Source organism: Marivivens donghaensis, from assembly GCF_011806565.1.
Lineage (GTDB): Bacteria > Pseudomonadota > Alphaproteobacteria > Rhodobacterales > Rhodobacteraceae > Marivivens > Marivivens donghaensis_A.
Genome location: NZ_JAATOP010000014.1, coordinates 1 through 16,830 on the forward strand (window position 1 = coordinate 1; position 16,830 = coordinate 16,830).

Sequence of the window (16,830 nt, forward strand, 5' to 3'; positions counted from 1 at the left end):
TGCTCGCCCCAGAACCCCTCCGGATCCGAAACAGACGCCTCGTACATCGACGCATAAGTGTCGGCGTCAATGTGGGCGGCAGAGCTAAAGGATTCGGCGGGCGGGTATGTTTTGACGGATTCGTCGGTCATGTGGTCCTCCGGTTGCATCAAGCTGCGGCCCGACTCCTCAATCGGATCGCATTTGATGCGAAGGTAGACGAACGAAATGTCAAAAAAGAAGTAACTTGCTACGCTAACAGCATTTTTTTGTAAACGTTTTGACTATGCGTTCTGAAAACATGTAAATCGCTTTTCAGAACGCCGCAAAAATCCCAAGATTTAAACAGCTTCGCCGCACCGCCGCATACGGGAGGGATCGGATGCCTGTGGAAAAACACTTGCGAGAATCCGGAAGTGAAGGCAGTAATATACGGAAAAACGGTAACTAACGCCGAAAACCGTAACAAACGGTCCGCAGTCGAGAGGCACATGAGCAAGGATACAGGCATAAACCTTCGTATCGATGAAGTCGTCGGACAACATGCAGCAATGCTGTCCGAGCGGTTGCAGATGCACCGCGCCCAACTGTATCCGCCCAACGCACGCAAGGAACTTCGCAAGTTCACCAGCGGCGAGGTGGCGGATCTTCTGGGCGTGAAAGACGCCTATCTGCGCAAGATCAGCCTCGAAGGCAAAGGCCCCGAGCCCGAGATCCGCTCCAATGGACGCCGATTCTACAGCCCCGATGATATCGTGGCGCTGCGCGAATATCTCGAAAAAGGCGCCAAGGTCCCCGGCACTTACCTGCCCGGCCGTCAGGGTGACGACCATTTGCAGGTGATCTGCGTGATCAACTTCAAGGGCGGCTCGGGTAAAACGACCACTTCGGCGCACCTTGCGCAGAAGATGGCGCTCGACGGGTACCGCGTTCTGGCTGTGGATATCGACCCGCAGGCCTCTTTCAGTGCGCTGCACGGCTTCCAGCCCGAATTCGACCTTCTGGACGGCGGCACGCTCTATGATGCGATCCGTTATGACGATCCCAAGCCCCTGCGCGAGGTGATCCAGAAGACCTATTTCCGCAATCTCGACATCATTCCGGGCAACCTCGACCTCATGGAGTTCGAGCACGACACCCCCCGTGCGCTGGCACAACGGGACGGTAACCTTTTCTTCACTAGAGTAGGCGACGCGCTTTCCGAAGTGGAAGAGGATTACGACGTGGTGATTGTAGACTGCCCGCCCCAGCTGGGCTTCTTGACGATGAGCGCACTGTCCGCCGCAACAGCGGTTCTGGTGACGGTGCACCCGCAGATGCTCGACGTGATGTCGATGTGTCAGTTCCTGCTGATGACCTCCAACCTCTTGGGCGTTGTGGCCGAAGCGGGCGGGGATATGTCCTACGACTGGCTGCGCTATGTCGTGACCCGCTACGAGCCGGGTGACGGGCCGCAGAACCAGATGGTCAGTTTCATGCGCTCCATGTTCGGAGAGCACGTCCTGAACCACCCGATGCTGAAATCCACCGCGATTTCGGACGCGGGCCTGACGAAACAGACCCTTTGGGAGATCGAGAAAACCCAGTTCACCCGTTCGACCTACGAGCGGGCGATCGAGTCCATCACCAACGTATGCGACGAGATCGAAGCACTGGTGCAGCAAGGATGGGGACGGACCAATGGCGCGTAAGGGCATTCTGAACGGACTGATGGACCAGACCCCTGCCCCGTCGCAGGAATTATCGCGCGTCGATCCCGCAAAACCCCGTTACTCCAAGGGCGCCATCGGTGCCGTGAGCCAGTCGATTGCCGATCTGAAGGCGCGTTCCATCGTGCAGGTCGATCCGCGCATGATCGACGACGCGGGCATGAAGGACCGTCTGGAGCGCAACGACCTCGAAGACCTGATCCGCAGCCTCCAGACCTATGGTCAGCAGGTTCCGGTGCTCTTGCGTCCGAACCCCAACGATCCCGAGCGGTATCAGGTGGTCTACGGCCGTCGCCGTGTGGCGGCGATGAAGCTGCTCCAGATGCCGGTCAGCGCGATGGTCCGCGTTCTCAACGACCGCGAGCTGGTGATTGCGCAGGGTCAGGAAAACTCCACCCGCAAAGAGCTGTCGTTCATCGAACGCGCCAACTTCGCCCGCCAGATGCGGGACGCAGGCTACGAGCGCAAGGTGATCTGCGACGCGCTCAACATGGATAAATCGCTGATCTCGCGGATGCTGACCGTAGCGGACACCATTCCGCTCGATCTGATCGAAGCGATTGGCGCGGCGCCGTCTATCGGGCGTGATCGCTGGCTGTCGCTGGCGGACAAACTGAAGGGCCGCGACATGACGATGGCGGCGCTAGGCGACACCTCGGACGCGCGTTTCGAAGCGGTTTTCACCGCGCTGAACCCGCCGAAGGCCCCTGCCCCGCTTCCCGAAACCGTGAAGTCGGACGGCGCGGAAATCGCGCGGATTTCGCGCAAGCGCAACGCGACTGTCATCACGTTGCCAAAGGACGGTTTTGACGAATGGTTGGCCAGCCATCTGGCCATCATGCACCGTGACTGGAAGAACCAGAACGGTAATTAATCGAGCAGTATCAATAACTTAGGAGGCACGACAACAGCAGGACAAAAACAAAAAGGCCCCCCGAGGCGACACCCCAGAAGGCCAATTTGGTTCTAGCACCTCCAAACTAGGCATTGAGTTGACAGCTGTCAACAGGCGTCGATTTCGGGCGGACGAAAAAGTTTTGCTTCGTGAAACGCGATGACAGTACATGCCACGACGCCTTTCGGGCGGCGACCGGTGACGGCTGGTCTGATTGAACGGGCTTCGCTCCGTCAACAGGCTGCCAGCCTGCCGACCGTCCACAAATGGGAAGTGTTCAATGCCCTCTGCGAGGCCCGCGCCCGCTTCGGGGTGACAGACCGCGATCTTGCGGTCCTGAACGCTCTCCTGACCTTCCACAAACCGACCCAGATCACCGACGGCGACCGCACCGTGGTGTTCCCGTCAAACGCCACCTTGTCACAGCGCGCCCACGGAATGCCGGAAAGCACGCTGCGCCGTCATGTGGCCGCGCTGGTAAACGCCGGTCTGATCCTGCGCAACGACAGTCCGAACGGCAAACGCTACGCAACCCGCACCCGTGGCGGTGACATGGTCCGTGCGTTCGGCTTCGATCTGCGACCCCTCCTCGTCCGCGCCCGCGAAATTCTGGAAGCCGCCGAGGAAGTCCGCGAAGAACGCGAAACGCTCCGCATCGCCCGTGATGACGTGGCGATCCTGCGCCGTGATGCCTCCAAGCTGATCGCCTACGGTGCCGAAGCCCATCCCGACGACCGTTGGGACACGCCCCGCACCGCGCTCGCTGAGTTGGGCAAAATGCTGCGCCGGAAGCTCGACCTCTCCGCGCTCACCGATCTGCGTCAGCGAATGGAAAAGCTGGTGGAAAAACTCCACGGTTTGCTGGGAATGTCTGTGGATTGCGCGACCGAAACGAGCGCCTCTGACAGCCAAAATGAGCGGCACTATACAGAGTCAGATAAAACCTCTTATGAATCTGAACAGCCCGCGAAACCCGAAACCACCGTGCCGCTTGGCCTTGTGCTCAAAGCCTGCCCAGAAGTGCTGATTTACAGCGACAGGCAGGTAAACACTTGGCGGGATCTGGTCGCAGCGATGGCCTATGTGAGGGCGATGATGGGGATCACCAAGGAAACGTGGGATCATGCGATCACCTGTATGGGGGCCGAGAAAGCGGCGATTACATGCGCTGCGATCCTTCAACGCATGAACGAGGTTCAATCACCTGGCGGCTACATGCGGTCCCTTGCGCTCAAAGCGATGGACGGGAGCTATTCCCCTGCCCCGATGGTCATGTCGCTCTTGCGGCGACAGGCTGCGGTGTAACCAGACTTTACTTTGACCCAGTGATATGGCCCTTGGCCCCATGGAAAACCCGTTGATCAAAATCGACCGCGTCACCTGCCGTTTTGGCGAGCGTATCGCGCTGAACAATCTGACTTTCACGACGAGTGAGAAGCGGATCGGCGTCGTGGGTCGCAATGGCTCGGGCAAGTCCACGCTGGCCCGCGTGCTGAGCGGTCTGATTGCGCCGAATGAGGGCAAAGCTGTGATCGCGGGCGTCGATGTTTTGAACGACCGCAAGGACGCGATCGCATCGGTTGGTATCCTGTTTCAGAACCCCGACCACCAGATCATTTTTCCCACAGTGATCGAAGAGCTGTCGTTCGGCCTGCGCCAGATGGGACGCGATGCAAAAACTGCGAACCGTTTGGCCGAAGAGATGCTGGCGAGATTCGACCGTTCTGAGTGGGCGCCGCGTTCCGTTTCGACCCTAAGCCAAGGGCAAAGGCACCTCGTCTGCCTCATAGCTGTTCTGGCCATGGAGCCTAAGGTGATTATTCTCGACGAGCCGTTCAGCGGGCTGGATATTCCGACCGTTCGGGCGCTGGAAAAGTATCTAAACCAGCTCGATCAGACTCTGATCCACATCACCCACGAGCCGCGCCACATCGCCGATTACGACCGCGTTCTATGGATCGAGCGCGGAGAGCTGCGCGGCGACGGCACCCCTGCAAGCCTCATGCCGGAATATATTGCTGCGATGGAGGCCGACGATGCTGACGCTCTGCGTTGAGACCCCTACTCCGCTGCATCGCGTTCCGGCCGGTTTCAAGCTCGGCTTCATGCTTGTTTCGGCGTGGCTGATCTACGCGCTGGACTCGGTCTGGCTGGTTCTCGCCGCGTTTTTCGTCGTGTTGACAGCTGTCAACTTTCTCGGCCCTGTCATCCGCCGCGAGATGGTTCGGGCCATCAAACCGCTCTGGATCATGTTCGTGATCTTCGGTGGCTGGATCGCAATAACGGTTTCGCCGCTGCCCGCGCTGATCCTTGTGTTGCGTCTGGTCACGCTTCTGATGATTGCGAACCTCGTGACGCTGACCACGCCGCTCGACCAGATGATCGACGTGCTGATGACGGTGCTGAGACCGTTCGAAAAGCTTGGTCTGAAAACCGCCCCCATTGCTCTCGCGATTGCCTTGGTGATCCGGTTCGTCCCCGTTCTGGGCGAGCGTACAACGACCCTGCTTCAAGCATGGAAAGCCCGTTCGACCAAGCGTCCGTTCTGGCGCATCGTGGCGCCCCTGACGATCTCTGCCATGGATGACGCGGAGCATGTGTCCGAAGCTCTCAGAGCGCGTGGAGGACTAGCGGGAAAATAAACTTCCTGTTAAATCGCTGCCCAACGGTTGAGGGGCAAAACATGACCAGAGAAAAGAACATCGCGTTCATTGCACTGTTTGCGGCGCTTATCGCTGCATTGGGGCTGATCCCCGCGATCAACATGCCTTGGGGCGTTCCGGTTACGGCGCAGAGCCTCGGCGTCATGCTCGCCGGTGCAGTCCTCGGCGCGAAGCGCGGCTTCCTCTCGGTCCTTCTGTTCGTCGGCCTTGTCGCGCTTGGTCTGCCACTGCTGGCTGGTGGTCGCGGCGGTCTTGGCGTCTTTGCTTCGCCGACCGCTGGCTTCGTGATCGGCTTCCCGATTGCGGCATTCTTCACCGGCCTCGTGATGGAGAAACTCAGCGACATGGACGTGCGACTGTCCGCGGGTATCGGCGCTTTCGCTGGCGGTGTCGTCGCGCTCTACATCTGCGGGATCTTCGGGTTCTGGGCGATCATGAACTTCTCCATGGGCAACGAGCGCAGCATCGCTGACGCGACCTTCGTGATGTCCGTCTACATTCCCGGCGACCTGATCAAAGTCATCGCGACCGCACTGGTCACTCACGCGATCTACCGCGCACGTCCGCACTACGTTCTGACGCGTGCATGAGTATCTTTGCTGAACGTCGGTCGGTTCGGGCCTATCTGGATCGACCCGTTGAGCACGCGCAGGTCGCTGATCTGCTGACCAAGGCACGGATGGCTCCCAGCGGAGCCAACCTGCAACCCGGACGGTTCATCGCTCTGACGGGCGAGCCGTTCCATGCGCTCCAAGGCGCACTGGCCGACGCGATTTCAGCGGGCCGCCCGATGGTTTCAGAGTACAGCTATTTCCCGCAGCCGATGCCCGCAGATCTGAAAGCGCGGCAGCGTGCGGCGGGTTACGCGCTCTATCAGGCGCTCGGCATCGACAAGCGTAATCTGGACGGACGCAAGGCGCAGTTCGACAAGAACTACCGCTTTTTCGATGCGCCGGTCGGGATCGTCGTCACGATGCGCCGCGACTTCGGCAAGGGCTGCTGGATGGATCTGGGCATGGCGCTTCAGACGTTTCTGCTGGCGGCGCACGACGCGGGTCTTGGCGCTTGCGGGATCGGTGCGCTGGCGAACTACGGCGATGTGGTGAGCGAAGCGCTAGAGCTGCCGGAGCACGAGGTCGTTGTTTGCGGGATCGCTCTGGGGCATCCCGATAAGGACGCGCCGGTGAACCAGTTCCGGACCGAGCGTGACGCGCTGGATGTGTTTGCGGAGTTCCGCGGCTTTAGTTGACAGCTGTCAACTTTATCGCCGAGCCGATCCCGCCAGCCGCAGCAATCGCCGCGATGCCCGTTTCCTGATCCTGCAAATCGTGGAACAGCCGCACGGCGAGGATCGTGCCCGACGCGCCGATGGGATGCCCTCGGGCCAATGCGCCGCCATTCGGGTTCACAGCTTCAGGCGCGATCAGCGCACCTTCGACGCAAGCGATGGCTTGGGCGGCGTAGGCTTCCATGATCTCGTAGCGGTCCGCTTGGCCGAGTGCATTGATTGCCGCAATAGGCGCGAGGCCGGGCTGCACGGGATCACCGCCGACCGATTTGTAACCATCGATGCGCAGGGCGCGGGCGGTAGCTTGATTGGTGACAACGACAAAGGCCGCAGCGTCGGCGGTGACGGCTGTGGTCGCAGTGGTGACCGATCCCGTGATGACAGGCGCACGGGCAACGACGCGGGGCGCCAGCTTGCGGGTGAACGGATCGTCTAGGTCGGGGCCGAGCGGAACGACCTCACCACGCAGGTGATCGCGTGCCGCCATCGCTTTGGCGTGGCTGTCGATGGCCCAGACGTCCTGACGCTCGCGGCTGATGCCGAGGCTATCGGCGGCCACGGTCAGGTCGGGATCACGGTCGGCCCACGGCGTGAACGGCGGGCGGTCATAGGGAATCGGCGGGCCCTCACCGTTTTGCGCGTAGCGCAGCGGGCGGCGGGAATGGCTCTCGACACCGCCAGCGATGACAACGCGCGCTTGGCCAGAGTTCACCATTGCAGCCGCAAGGCCGATGGCATCCAGACCGCCCGCACATTGACGGTCGATCGAGAGGCCCGCGATCCGCTCGGGAAGACCGGCGGCGAGCGCGCAAAGGCGGGCAGGGTTACCTCCGCCGCCGATGGCGTTGGAGACGATCACCTCGTCGACGTCATGGCCCGTCAGACCCGCGTCCTCCAGCACCGCGCTGATCACCGGCGCGGCGAGGTCATGGAGCGAGAAGGCCGAGAGGGCGCCACCCTTGGGCGCGACGATGGTGCGGCGGGCGGCTGTGATAAATGCGGTCATGCAAGCGACTGTAGCAGCGCGCGCAGCCGGACGTAATCCGGTTTGCCGGAGGGCAGGGTGGGGAAGCTCTCCAGCCGGAACGCGCGGCGGATATCGAGGTCATCGGGCGAGGCCGTGCCGGAGTAGAGCGCCACGGGAATATTCCCGCGCACTGGATCGGGCAAGGGCAGCACCGCAACGCTTTCCACGCCTTTGGTTGACAGAAGCTTTTCTTCGATCAGTTCGGGATAGACGCTCTGGTCCGCGACCTGAAACATCCGGTCGACGCGCCCGACGATGTGGATGCTGCTGTCGATGATGGTCCCCAGTTCGCCCACGGTCATCCAGTCGCCATCGCGGATCGTGGTCGCGGAGGCACCCTCGGCGTAATCAAGGAACAGGTAAGGGCTTTTGACCCAAACCTCTCCGATCCCGTCCACCACATTGCGCAGTGCGATTTCGGCTTTGGGGTAGGGGCGGCCGACGCTGTGCACGGCGGTCTCGTCATTGCCGATGGTCATGAAGGACGTCTCCGCCGCGCCGTAGAACGGCACCAGCCGAGCGGACGGGGTATGCTTCCAGAACGCGACCTGCGTGCGTTCGTCCAGCTTTCCGCCGCCAACCACCACATTCCGCAAAGAGGGCAGGGGGCGGGTGGAGATCAGGCGCAGCTGGGTGGGTGTCGCATAGAGGTGCGTCGCCTCCATTTTCGCGATGGCGTCCGCCTGACGGTCGGGCCTGACGCCTGTCAACACGTCGACCGCCATACCGAGGACCAGCGCCTCGAACAGCGCGTAGAGCGCGAGGGAGTGTTCCAGCCCGCCGAGGATCACCGTTTTGTCCGCCGAAGTGAGGCCGAATAGCGCGGAATTGACCCGTGCAGAGGCAATCCAGCTGTCGTATGTGCGCCGAATGCGCTTGGGCGCGCCTGAGGAGCCGCTTGTGAGCGTGTGGAGGCGTTGCGGGGCCTCCGCCTCGTCGATAACCGACTCAGCCAAGCAGAAGGGCGCTCCGTCAGCCATGGCTTGCATCACTTCGGCGGGCGTTTTGATGACGCGCAGGCGCGATCCCGGCTCTGACGCGACGGGGAAGGGCACCGGAATGCCGTTTATCGAAAGGCGGGCGTCGGGATGCAGGGTCATGGTGCGCTCATAGCGAATGTGATCTGCCTTGCGAAGCAGAACCGCGTTTGTTAGCTGAAACACATTCTCGGGGCGGGGTGAAATTCCCCACCGGCGGTGAAAGCCCGCGAGCGCCCTTTTGCGAGGGGTCAGCAGAGTCCGGTGTAATTCCGGCGCCGACGGTTAAAGTCCGGATGAAAGAGAATGGACAGGACGGAGGAGACTCCGGCCCCTGTTCAATATCGCCTTGGGGACCATTGGTAATTTAAGGATGGACCCTATGACCAAAACTCTGAACATCGCCTTCATCAAGGCACGTTGGCACGCCGATATCGTCGATCAGACGCTCGTCGGTTTCAACCAGAGCATGGCCGATGCAGGCCGCGACTGTGACGTCAAAACCTTCGACGTTCCGGGCGCTTTCGAAATGCCGCTGCTGGCCAAGAAACTGGGCGAAAGCGGCAAGTTTGACGCGATCGTCTGTGCGGCGCTCGTCGTTGACGGCGGCATCTACCGCCACGACTTCGTTGCGTCGACCGTCGTTGAAAACCTGATGCGCGCGCAGATGGACACCGGCGTTCCGGTGTACTCGGTTTCGCTGACCCCGCACCACTTCCACGGCAACGACGAGCACGTGAAGTTCTACACCGAACACTTTGTGAAAAAAGGCGCCGAGGCTGCGAACGCAGTCCGTATGGTCGCTGATATCGAGATCTGATTTCTCGGAATGTCGCCCTCCCCGCGATAGGGGAGGGCGGTTTGCTCAGGTGTCGATATCGCCTTGCTGCACGAAGTCGCTGAGTTGCAGATCTTCGAGCAGGATCGTGCCGCCTTCGTAGATGAGCAGTAGGCCCGCTTCGGTATCCGCGTAGCCCGTGTGGGTGGTCCACATATCACCGCCTTCGATGATGAGGCGGTCCGCGCCGACCTCGAAATCGGTGATGGTGTCGTTGCCGAACTCTCCCTTGAAAATAAAGCGGTCGTTGCCGCCGCCGCCCGTCAGGATGTCATCGCCTGCGCCGCCGTTGATCTTGTCACGGCCACCGCCGCCGACGAGCGTGTCGTCACCCGCACCGCCGCGAAGCCTGTCGCGGCCCGCGTTGCCGAAGAGAACGTCAGCGCCGCTACCGCCCCAGATGTCATCGTTGTCCTTGCCGCCGAAAATGCGGTCCGCACCCGTGTGACCGCGTAGATCGTCGTCGCCACCGTTGCCGCGTAGGATGTCGTTGCCCGCGAACCCGTAAAGGCGGTCATTCGCGTCCATGCTGACGATGCGGTCGTGGCCGGTGTAGAGCATCTCTACCCCCGAATTATCCATGGCGAGGTTGGGATAGGAGCCGCCGTCACCATCGCCGTATTCGGAGCCGTTCAGGGGTGTAATCTGGATATCGCCGGACTTGGTGTAAACGACGCTATAGGACACCGTGTCGCCGTCATCGAGGTTGATGCTCAGGATGCCGTCGGTGGAGCCATCGTTGTAAAACGCGTAGTTATAGGCCCAGACGTAGGCGTCGCTTTCGGCATTGTTGTCGATGTCATACTCGTCGACTTCAGCCAACAGGATTGGAGTCTTCCCGCTGTATTCGAGGGAAATTTCGATCATGATAAAAACTCACTGGTTACGCGGCTGCCAACACACGGCAGCCCGAAGGATCGTACCTTTCGCAACCATATGGCGACCAGATTTCCCGCCAAGGGGCAAAAGAGGCGAGAACAGCGATACCACCGAAATAGAGTGATAATTCCACATCATGCGAGACGGATTCTCATGGCGAAGGTGTGGAACATTCAGGCAAACGGGTCGTTGTTTCGGCGATACAGCTGGAGATCCCCCATGTCCGAAACCCGCGAAACCGCCGTCCTCTACCGTATGGTCATGCCGAACCACGTCTGTCCCTACGGTCTGAAATCCAAAGCTCTGCTTGGAATGAAGGGTTTCGATGTCGAGGATCACTGGCTGGAAACGCGCGAAGAAACGGACGCTTTCCTTGAAGAGCACAACGTCAAGACCTCTCCGCAGACTTGGATCAACGGGGAGCGTGTCGGGGGATACGATGACCTGCGGGATTACTTTGATATTCCGCTCGATGATCCGGACGAGACAACCTTCCAGCCTGTCATCGCCATTTTCTCGGTCGCGTTACTGATGTCGCTGGCGGTCACGCTGATCGCGAACGGGACGGTGCTGACGCTCGATATCTTCACGCGGTTTATCGCCATCGCGATGGTCTTGTTGGGCATTCAGAAATTGCAGGATGTGGAGCAGTTCAGCACCATGTTCCTCGGCTACGACCTGCTGGCGCGCAAGTGGGTGCCTTACGCCTACATCTACCCGTTTGCCGAGACGCTCGCGGGTCTGTTGATGATCGCGGCGATCCTGCCTTGGCTGTCGGGGCCGATTGCGTTGTTCATCGGCGGGGTAGGGGCCGCGTCGGTGTTCAAGGCGGTCTACATCGACAAGCGCGAGCTCAAATGCGCCTGCGTGGGCGGGGGCAGCAACGTGCCGCTCGGCTTTGTGTCGCTCACCGAAAACGTGATGATGCTGCTGATGGGCATCATCACCATTGCCAGCCTGTTTTAATTCGCCCCTTCGGGTTTCAGCAGCACATCATGTGCAAGGCCGGAACTGCCCGACAGTTTCACCTGCGCATCGGTGTTCACCCGCCAGACATGGCGCGAGCCGTCCGCCGCGCGACCCAGAACCCAGCGCTGTTGCAGGCCCCATCCATCGCGGCTGATCTGCATGGGCTGGAGGTCGAGCCGTGTCGGCATGATCGAAAGCACGGGGTGCGGTAGTTCTTCGTCGAACGTCCGCCTCTCCATCTGGTCGTCCATCTGGATATAGGGGTGCCAGTTGTCCGGCGGCGGGATGCGCACAGCGTATTCGGGCTGCGTGACTGTGCGGTCCTTGCGGATGGCCTGCACGAGATGCCCGCGCCCGTTGTCGTCCTTTTCTATGCGCACCTCGGCCCAAAGGAGGTTGTCCATTTCGTCCGTGCCGAACGCCACAACGTCCGTGGGATCACCCAGCAGCAGCGGCGCGTTTGCCAGCACAGGCATGGCGCGGTTTTCGGTGCCGTCGGTCCACGCGCGGGCGACGCTCCTTTGCGCCTCTTGCGCCTCGACGGTGTTGCCGAAACCGTCGGTCACGGTGATTTTTTCGGGGTAAAGGACACTGTTCGAAGGCACGTCGAACGGCGCGATCCACGCCACGCGGTGCGCTTTGGTAAAGGCCGAGGCGATGACGAGTTGGCCGAGGTCGCTCGGCCCCGCAGGCGCAGCGGTCCAGTCGCGGCCCGCATCCTCCAGCCCCCACCACCTGTTCGGCGCGTCGCCCGCATAAACCAGCCGCGTGGGCACGCAACGTGCGGTGAAATCGGCCATTTCTTCGGGAGTTTCGGACGGCTGGATGTCGTCCCAATGCAACGCAGGACCGCTGGCGTTGTGCACCCGTACAACATCGATCCCGCCGTCGATCTCGGCAGAAGTAGACCCTGTTTCAGCGTGAAACGTGGATGCGGCCTTCACATCGGGGAGGGCGGCGAACCACTCGAAGACCTCGGGCATGACGATGCCTTCGAAGCGGCCGTCGTTTGCCTTGATCGACGCGGCGATGGCGTATCCGTCGATACGTTTCTGCTGTTCGACGCGGCGGAGCGAGGGGGGAATGACCTCCATCGTCAGGGCAAAATTCTCGTGCAGTTTCCTCTGCATCGCTTCCAAGGCTTCGACCACATAGCCATTCGCGCCGCTGGCGTTGTAGCGGGCGATCAAGGTGGTCATCCGGTTATAGAGCTTGATACCGAGCGTCAGCGACCCGCGCCAGTCATCGGACGTCGTGGCCAGAACGGAGGAGGGGATGAACGCGTCCATCCCGCTGGTCCCGCCCGTGAGGCTATCGCGCCGCGCATCGAGTTGCACGGACACAGGCGCGCCGCCGTTGAAGCCCTTCAGCTCGCCCACCCACCATTGCCGCGACAACATCCACGCGGGATCGGCAAGGCGGACGAGAGCGCCGTCAGGAATGGCGCGGGCGTTGCGGGTATCGGGTTCGATCCGGTTACGGCTTGACATGGCGAGGCTCCGGTCCGGGATTGCAGTGGGTGCGGTGAATGCCTGTGTCGGCAGCGCGAAGGCTCAGAAACGGCAGCAGATTGCCGAGGTTATTGTAGCTCTGCGCTCCGTCCGCTGGCAGATCGGTGAGGGTCAGCGACCGCAGCTTGGCGAGGTTTACGGCGGTGCTGACCACCTCGAACACGGTGTCGAGGGTCCATTCGGCATCGGGATCAGGCGGCGATAGCAGAGCGACCTGCGGCGCGCGGGCCGTTGGCGTGGGCGTGTCGATCACCGCGCCGATGGTGGCGGTGTCATCGGGGACGACCTCTTGCCACTGGTCGATCATCAGACCGCAGATCAGGCTGTTTGCGGGCTTGGGACCATTGAAAACAATGCCATTTGTCGCGTGATACACGCCGTCATTCACACGCTTTCCGCCGATCCAGTCGTTTTGTCCGTCCACAATCCCGCCAGGCCATTGGACGGCCCAACTGTCATCGCTGCCGCCCAGCACGAGGTCGGATAGCGGCGCGAGGCGGCTGCGGACGACTTGCGATTCCTCCAGCCATTCTTCCAGCGCATCGTGGTCCTCGAACAGCTTCTTCCACGCATCATTGCCGGGAGGCAGGGTGAAGGCGCGGACCACGGGCATGTCGGGATCGAGCGCCTTGGCCGCGGCCTCTCCTGAGAGGCTGCGGGCGTCCTGAATGCGGGCCTCGATCTTGCGCAGGGCACGTTCTGCCAGCGTTTTGCGGGGTATGCCCTTGGTCGTCTTGATGATGCCGAGGCAGATCAGTTCGACGGCTAGCACCTGCCAGTCGGTATCGGACGGGGTCAGCTGGTGAGTAAACGACTTGAGGCGGTCCATCAGGTTTTCCAACGCCTCGATCCGCGCGTCGATGTGTTTGGTCAGGTAGGAGGGCGATTCAACGACTGACAGCGTGGTGCTCTGCGGGTCGGCGAAGTCGTCCGGTTTGAAGGGGCGCGCCTCGGACAGCAGGCGGTTCACGCGGGCGGCGGCCCAGATGGTTTGCTGCGCTTTGTCGTCGAGCGTCCCCGTGAAATTTGCCGGATCGCGGCCCGTTGACAGGCAGGCCAGTTCGGCCAGCGCGGCGGCAGTATCGCGGTCGGGGGCGGCAAGGCGGACGAGCGCCAGCACGCTGGGGATATTGCCGATGTCATAGCTGCGCAGCGGGGTGAGCGGCTCTCTTTCGATGAGCCTGATCTCTCCGCCAAATTCGCCGACCAGACGTTTTGCGATGTCGTTCAGCGGGTCGTCTTCGTGCCCGGTCACGCCCACGCCGAAGCCAAGCGCAGCGCCGGAGACGCGGGGCTCCAGCACTTCGGGATCGGCGGGTGGAACGGCCCCTGCGCCACGTGTCGCGAGGAGGCCCGATGCGCGGTCGGGGCGGCCTTCGGTCAGCGCCAGCCCGCCTTCGGCCAGCATCACGGCGCCGAGGATGTCGATCCCGTCGCGAACCTCTGCCAGCACGGCGTCCAGTTTCTCGCGGTGATCGCCCACGGTGCGCAGATCGGCGGGCAGGTCGTTGTCGATCAGGGCGAGCGCGTCGAACCGCAGGGGCGACTGGCCCTCTTCTTCGATGTCGGGGAACGTCGCGGCGAGCGTTTCGATCACCCCGCCCGCGCCGCGAGATTGCAAATCTTCGCAGATCACGCGGGTGAGGCCGGCGTCATAGCGGCCCGCGCGGGTCAGTTCGGTCATCAGGCGGCGGGCCATTTTCACACGGGGCGCGGTGAGCGCGGCGTCGAAAATTCCGTCCATCCCTTCGAGCGCGAAGCCTTCCTCGGCCCGTGCTAGAAACCCTGCCAGCCGCGCGAGGCGTTGGGACGGTGCGATCAGATAGGTCGCATCGGGGTCGGGGTGCGTGGTCAGCGGGACGTCCTCGACGTAGCCCCACGCGCCGACGGATGTGCCGTCCGCGTCCTGTTCGAGGCGGATACGCGCCTCGCCTTCGATCCAGATATCGGGGCGGAGCGAGAACCAGTCGATGATATTGGCAACGGTATGATGCAGCAGATCCTGCGGCTGTTTCAGCAGGTATTCGAGATGTCTGATGAGCCGTTTCAGATCGTCGGAGCGGCTTGTCTGCGGGGTATTATCCCGCACGCCGACCGCGTTCCCGCCGGAGTTTTGCAGGAGCGTTTCCATCAGGCGGTGGGCCGTGGTCTCTCCGATCCGGCGGGGATTGTGGAGGATTTGGGCGCGATTGTTGGCGGCACTGGTCGCGTTGGGCTCGTCGATGATCGCCTGCATATCGGCGAGAATATTGCGCATCGCGTCTTCGCACAGAATGCGGAACAACGGCTCGGGGCCTTCGTCGGTCCGGCGGGCGGCTTGGTGATCGAGCAGGTCATCGACGTACCGCCCGTGCAGCATCTCGTCGATCACGGGATCGGCCCAAGTGTGAGTGCTCGTCTCGCCGCCCTCTGCGATCAGCGGGCCGCAGTTGCGGGTGGGAAAGGGGCTACCGGTGAGCTTGCTAAAGGGCAATTCGCGGCTGCCTCGGAAACCGGTGTCGGTCAGCAATTTATCTGCTGATTTTGCGTTCGAGGCCATTTCACTGATCATGTGGCGTTGGTCTGTGCTGTAGCCGTTCGAGCCCGCTGCGATCAGTTTGGCGACTGTCAGCACTTCCCACCGCGCACGGTCGCGCCACAGTTGGCCGAAGGGCATGCGCGCCAGCGTTTGGGCGAGGTCGTCGGCGGGGGCCATTGGAGAACGCAACGTCTCTGCGTGGCGGGCGAGCGGGACCGCCTCGCGGATGCCTTTGGTGATCTTGCCCAGCCACGGGTGTTTGCTGCTCGGCTTGGTCGAGACACCCATAATGCCGATGGGTGTGCGCCCGACGGCGAGGACGGGAATATCCGCGAAATCGGGCAGGGCGCGGGACAACTGGCGGCGCAACTGGTCGAGCGCAGCGGCGTCCGCGCCAAGTCCGCCTTCCTGCCCGAAGATCTTGTCGAAAACAAAGGTCGGGCGGATCGCGGCTTCCCACAGAACGCAGAGCACCGCGTTGGTCAGTGCCTTGCTATCTTTCGTCGTGAGCGTGTCGGGGATACCTTTGGTGCGCAGCAGTTCGTGCAGCGCCTCTTGCTTGCCATCGGGGAGCGAGGCGAGCGGACCGCCGGTGCCCGCATCCTCGCCCTTGGTCGTCTGGCCCGAAAACAGCGAGGTCAGACCCGGCCCTTTCGCAAGGATGTCGAGCGTGCGTTCAACAGGCATATCGCCCGCGCCGATCACCGCGACTTTGGCGGTTTTGGCATCCGGCGGCACGTTGAAGCTCGTAGCCATGCCGACCTCGACCGCCGTATCGAAATCGGCAATCCAGAACAGCGGATCGCCCTTGCGGCTGAGAAGCGCGGTATCGCCGTCCCCCGGACCTGTGGGAAGGTCTTTGGGGATGTCTTTGCCTTCCTGCTCGAACTGCTCGCCGGGGTGGGTGTCGAAGGACACGCAGTAGATCAGGCGCGGAGGCAGAGAGCGGGCGAGGGGACGATCGCCGCTTTCGCCAGCCACAAGGCGGCCCTGTTTGACGGCCTGACGGATGGCGCAACTGCGGGCGGTGCCAGCGGCGGCGTCGAGGTCGGCGGTCGTCATCTCGCCGCGTTCCCAACGATTGCCGTCCGCGACTTCGCTATCCGAAAACCCTGCCGTCGCATCGGCGTGCATCGCGTCGGGGAAGGCGCGGATTTTAAGGGTGGTGCCGTCGCAGAACGTCTCGATCCTGAGCGGCAGCAGCATCAGCGCGGATTTGAGCGGCACGTGGAATTTGTAATCGCCGCTTAGCTGTGGCTGGTCGGATAGGTGCCAGCCCTGTTGGGGGGCGGGATCTTCGCGGTCCTGAAAATCGGCATCACGGATATGGCCCGAGGGGTCGATCTTTTCACGCAGGTTCCGAAACAGCAGCGCCGCCTTGTCCTGCGGCCCGATAACCGAAACCTGACGGCGGCCGACCATCAGACCCTCGACTACGATCAATGCGCGGGTGCCATCGGTGAGGGGGACGCTGACCTTGTCACCCTTGTTGATCCTGCCGCGCACCAGAGCGCCCGTGACAGCGGTCCCGCGGCCTGTAATTGAGAAAATGTCTTCGATTTTAAATAGGATCATGG

Annotated in this window: 14 protein-coding genes and 1 riboswitch; of the genes, 9 read left to right on the forward strand and 5 right to left on the reverse strand. The window is 61.9% G+C overall.

Going from position 1 to position 16,830, the window contains the following annotated elements:
* Positions 1-470 precede the first annotated feature (470 nt).
* The 7 genes from repA (at position 471) to HCZ30_RS15360 (ending at position 6,495) form a co-directional block, all read left to right on the forward strand.
* Positions 471-1,670, forward strand: coding sequence for a plasmid partitioning protein RepA (gene repA / locus HCZ30_RS15330; protein ID WP_167639188.1), 1,200 nt, complete (start codon positions 471-473; stop codon positions 1,668-1,670).
* Positions 1,660-2,562: a plasmid partitioning protein RepB gene (gene repB, locus HCZ30_RS15335; protein WP_167639189.1), complete on the forward strand. Its 903-nt coding sequence runs from the start codon at positions 1,660-1,662 to the stop codon at positions 2,560-2,562. The genes repA and repB overlap by 11 nt, the downstream gene beginning before the upstream one ends.
* Positions 2,563-2,742: 180 nt before the next feature.
* Positions 2,743-3,888 carry a plasmid replication protein RepC gene (gene repC / locus HCZ30_RS15340; RefSeq protein WP_246212877.1) on the forward strand — a complete coding sequence of 382 codons (1,146 nt, stop codon included), beginning with the start codon at positions 2,743-2,745 and terminating at the stop codon, positions 3,886-3,888.
* A 52-nt stretch (positions 3,889-3,940) separates the two neighbouring features.
* Positions 3,941-4,639 (forward strand): energy-coupling factor ABC transporter ATP-binding protein, encoded by a 699-nt coding sequence (locus HCZ30_RS15345; RefSeq protein ID WP_246212879.1) that lies wholly within the window; start codon positions 3,941-3,943, stop codon positions 4,637-4,639.
* Positions 4,620-5,225, forward strand: a complete 606-nt coding sequence (locus HCZ30_RS15350; protein WP_167639192.1) for an energy-coupling factor transporter transmembrane component T family protein — start codon at positions 4,620-4,622, stop codon at positions 5,223-5,225. Before HCZ30_RS15345 ends, HCZ30_RS15350 begins: the two co-directional genes overlap by 20 nt.
* Before the next feature lie 41 nt (positions 5,226-5,266).
* Positions 5,267-5,836 (forward strand): biotin transporter BioY, encoded by a 570-nt coding sequence (locus HCZ30_RS15355; protein WP_167639193.1) that lies wholly within the window; start codon positions 5,267-5,269, stop codon positions 5,834-5,836.
* Positions 5,833-6,495 carry a nitroreductase gene (locus HCZ30_RS15360; protein ID WP_167639194.1) on the forward strand — a complete coding sequence of 221 codons (663 nt, stop codon included), beginning with the start codon at positions 5,833-5,835 and terminating at the stop codon, positions 6,493-6,495. The genes HCZ30_RS15355 and HCZ30_RS15360 overlap by 4 nt, the downstream gene beginning before the upstream one ends.
* Here the strand turns inward: HCZ30_RS15360 and HCZ30_RS15365 are convergent.
* Both HCZ30_RS15365 and HCZ30_RS15370 read right to left on the reverse strand, forming a co-directional pair.
* Complete coding sequence (locus HCZ30_RS15365; protein ID WP_167639195.1) at positions 6,488-7,540, reverse strand: thiolase family protein; 1,053 nt, start codon at positions 7,538-7,540, stop codon at positions 6,488-6,490. The two genes, HCZ30_RS15360 and HCZ30_RS15365, sit on opposite strands and share 8 nt — an antisense overlap.
* Entirely contained in the window at positions 7,537-8,661 is a 1,125-nt protein-coding gene (locus tag HCZ30_RS15370) for an AMP-binding protein (RefSeq protein WP_167639196.1), read from the reverse strand. Before HCZ30_RS15370 ends, HCZ30_RS15365 begins: the two co-directional genes overlap by 4 nt.
* Before the next feature lie 59 nt (positions 8,662-8,720).
* Positions 8,721-8,850, forward strand: a riboswitch (FMN riboswitch).
* Positions 8,851-8,920: 70 nt separating this feature from the next.
* Here HCZ30_RS15370 and HCZ30_RS15375 point away from each other — a divergent pair.
* On the forward strand, positions 8,921-9,358 hold the full coding sequence (locus tag HCZ30_RS15375) for a 6,7-dimethyl-8-ribityllumazine synthase (protein ID WP_167639197.1): 438 nt from the start codon (positions 8,921-8,923) through the stop codon (positions 9,356-9,358).
* A 45-nt stretch (positions 9,359-9,403) separates the two neighbouring features.
* On the opposite strand, the gene HCZ30_RS15380 is transcribed toward HCZ30_RS15375, so the two are convergent.
* The gene (locus HCZ30_RS15380) at positions 9,404-10,243 is read right to left on the reverse strand and encodes a calcium-binding protein (RefSeq protein WP_167639198.1); all 840 of its coding nucleotides are present in this window, start codon (positions 10,241-10,243) and stop codon (positions 9,404-9,406) included.
* A 231-nt stretch (positions 10,244-10,474) separates the two neighbouring features.
* On the opposite strand from HCZ30_RS15380, the gene HCZ30_RS15385 reads away from it, so the two are divergent.
* A complete protein-coding gene (locus HCZ30_RS15385) occupies positions 10,475-11,221 on the forward strand; it encodes a MauE/DoxX family redox-associated membrane protein (RefSeq protein ID WP_167639199.1) in 747 nt (248 codons plus the stop codon).
* Here HCZ30_RS15385 and HCZ30_RS15390 read toward each other — a convergent pair.
* Together HCZ30_RS15390 and HCZ30_RS15395 are read right to left on the reverse strand one after the other, a co-directional pair.
* Entirely contained in the window at positions 11,218-12,714 is a 1,497-nt protein-coding gene (locus HCZ30_RS15390) for a hypothetical protein (RefSeq protein WP_167639200.1), read from the reverse strand. The genes HCZ30_RS15385 and HCZ30_RS15390 overlap by 4 nt on opposite strands.
* Entirely contained in the window at positions 12,701-16,828 is a 4,128-nt protein-coding gene (locus tag HCZ30_RS15395; protein ID WP_167639201.1) for a hypothetical protein, read from the reverse strand. The genes HCZ30_RS15390 and HCZ30_RS15395 overlap by 14 nt, the downstream gene beginning before the upstream one ends.
* Between the last annotated feature and the right edge of the window lie 2 nt (positions 16,829-16,830).

Bases quoted from the DNA above. Each gene is read 5' to 3' on its own strand.
- HCZ30_RS15355 (WP_167639193.1), top strand. From the start codon at position 5,267: ATGACCAGAGAAAAGAACATCGCGTTCATTGCACTGTTTGCGGCGCTT.
- HCZ30_RS15385 (WP_167639199.1), top strand. From the start codon at position 10,475: ATGTCCGAAACCCGCGAAACCGCCGTCCTCTACCGTATGGTCATGCCG.
- HCZ30_RS15395 (WP_167639201.1), bottom strand. From the start codon at position 16,828: ATGATCCTATTTAAAATCGAAGACATTTTCTCAATTACAGGCCGCGGG.
- HCZ30_RS15390 (WP_167639200.1), bottom strand. From the start codon at position 12,714: ATGTCAAGCCGTAACCGGATCGAACCCGATACCCGCAACGCCCGCGCC.
- repB (WP_167639189.1), top strand. From the start codon at position 1,660: ATGGCGCGTAAGGGCATTCTGAACGGACTGATGGACCAGACCCCTGCC.
- HCZ30_RS15360 (WP_167639194.1), top strand. From the start codon at position 5,833: ATGAGTATCTTTGCTGAACGTCGGTCGGTTCGGGCCTATCTGGATCGA.
- HCZ30_RS15365 (WP_167639195.1), bottom strand. From the start codon at position 7,540: ATGACCGCATTTATCACAGCCGCCCGCCGCACCATCGTCGCGCCCAAG.
- HCZ30_RS15380 (WP_167639198.1), bottom strand. From the start codon at position 10,243: ATGATCGAAATTTCCCTCGAATACAGCGGGAAGACTCCAATCCTGTTG.
- HCZ30_RS15370 (WP_167639196.1), bottom strand. From the start codon at position 8,661: ATGACCCTGCATCCCGACGCCCGCCTTTCGATAAACGGCATTCCGGTG.
- repC (WP_246212877.1), top strand. From the start codon at position 2,743: ATGACAGTACATGCCACGACGCCTTTCGGGCGGCGACCGGTGACGGCT.
- HCZ30_RS15350 (WP_167639192.1), top strand. From the start codon at position 4,620: ATGCTGACGCTCTGCGTTGAGACCCCTACTCCGCTGCATCGCGTTCCG.
- repA (WP_167639188.1), top strand. From the start codon at position 471: ATGAGCAAGGATACAGGCATAAACCTTCGTATCGATGAAGTCGTCGGA.
- HCZ30_RS15375 (WP_167639197.1), top strand. From the start codon at position 8,921: ATGACCAAAACTCTGAACATCGCCTTCATCAAGGCACGTTGGCACGCC.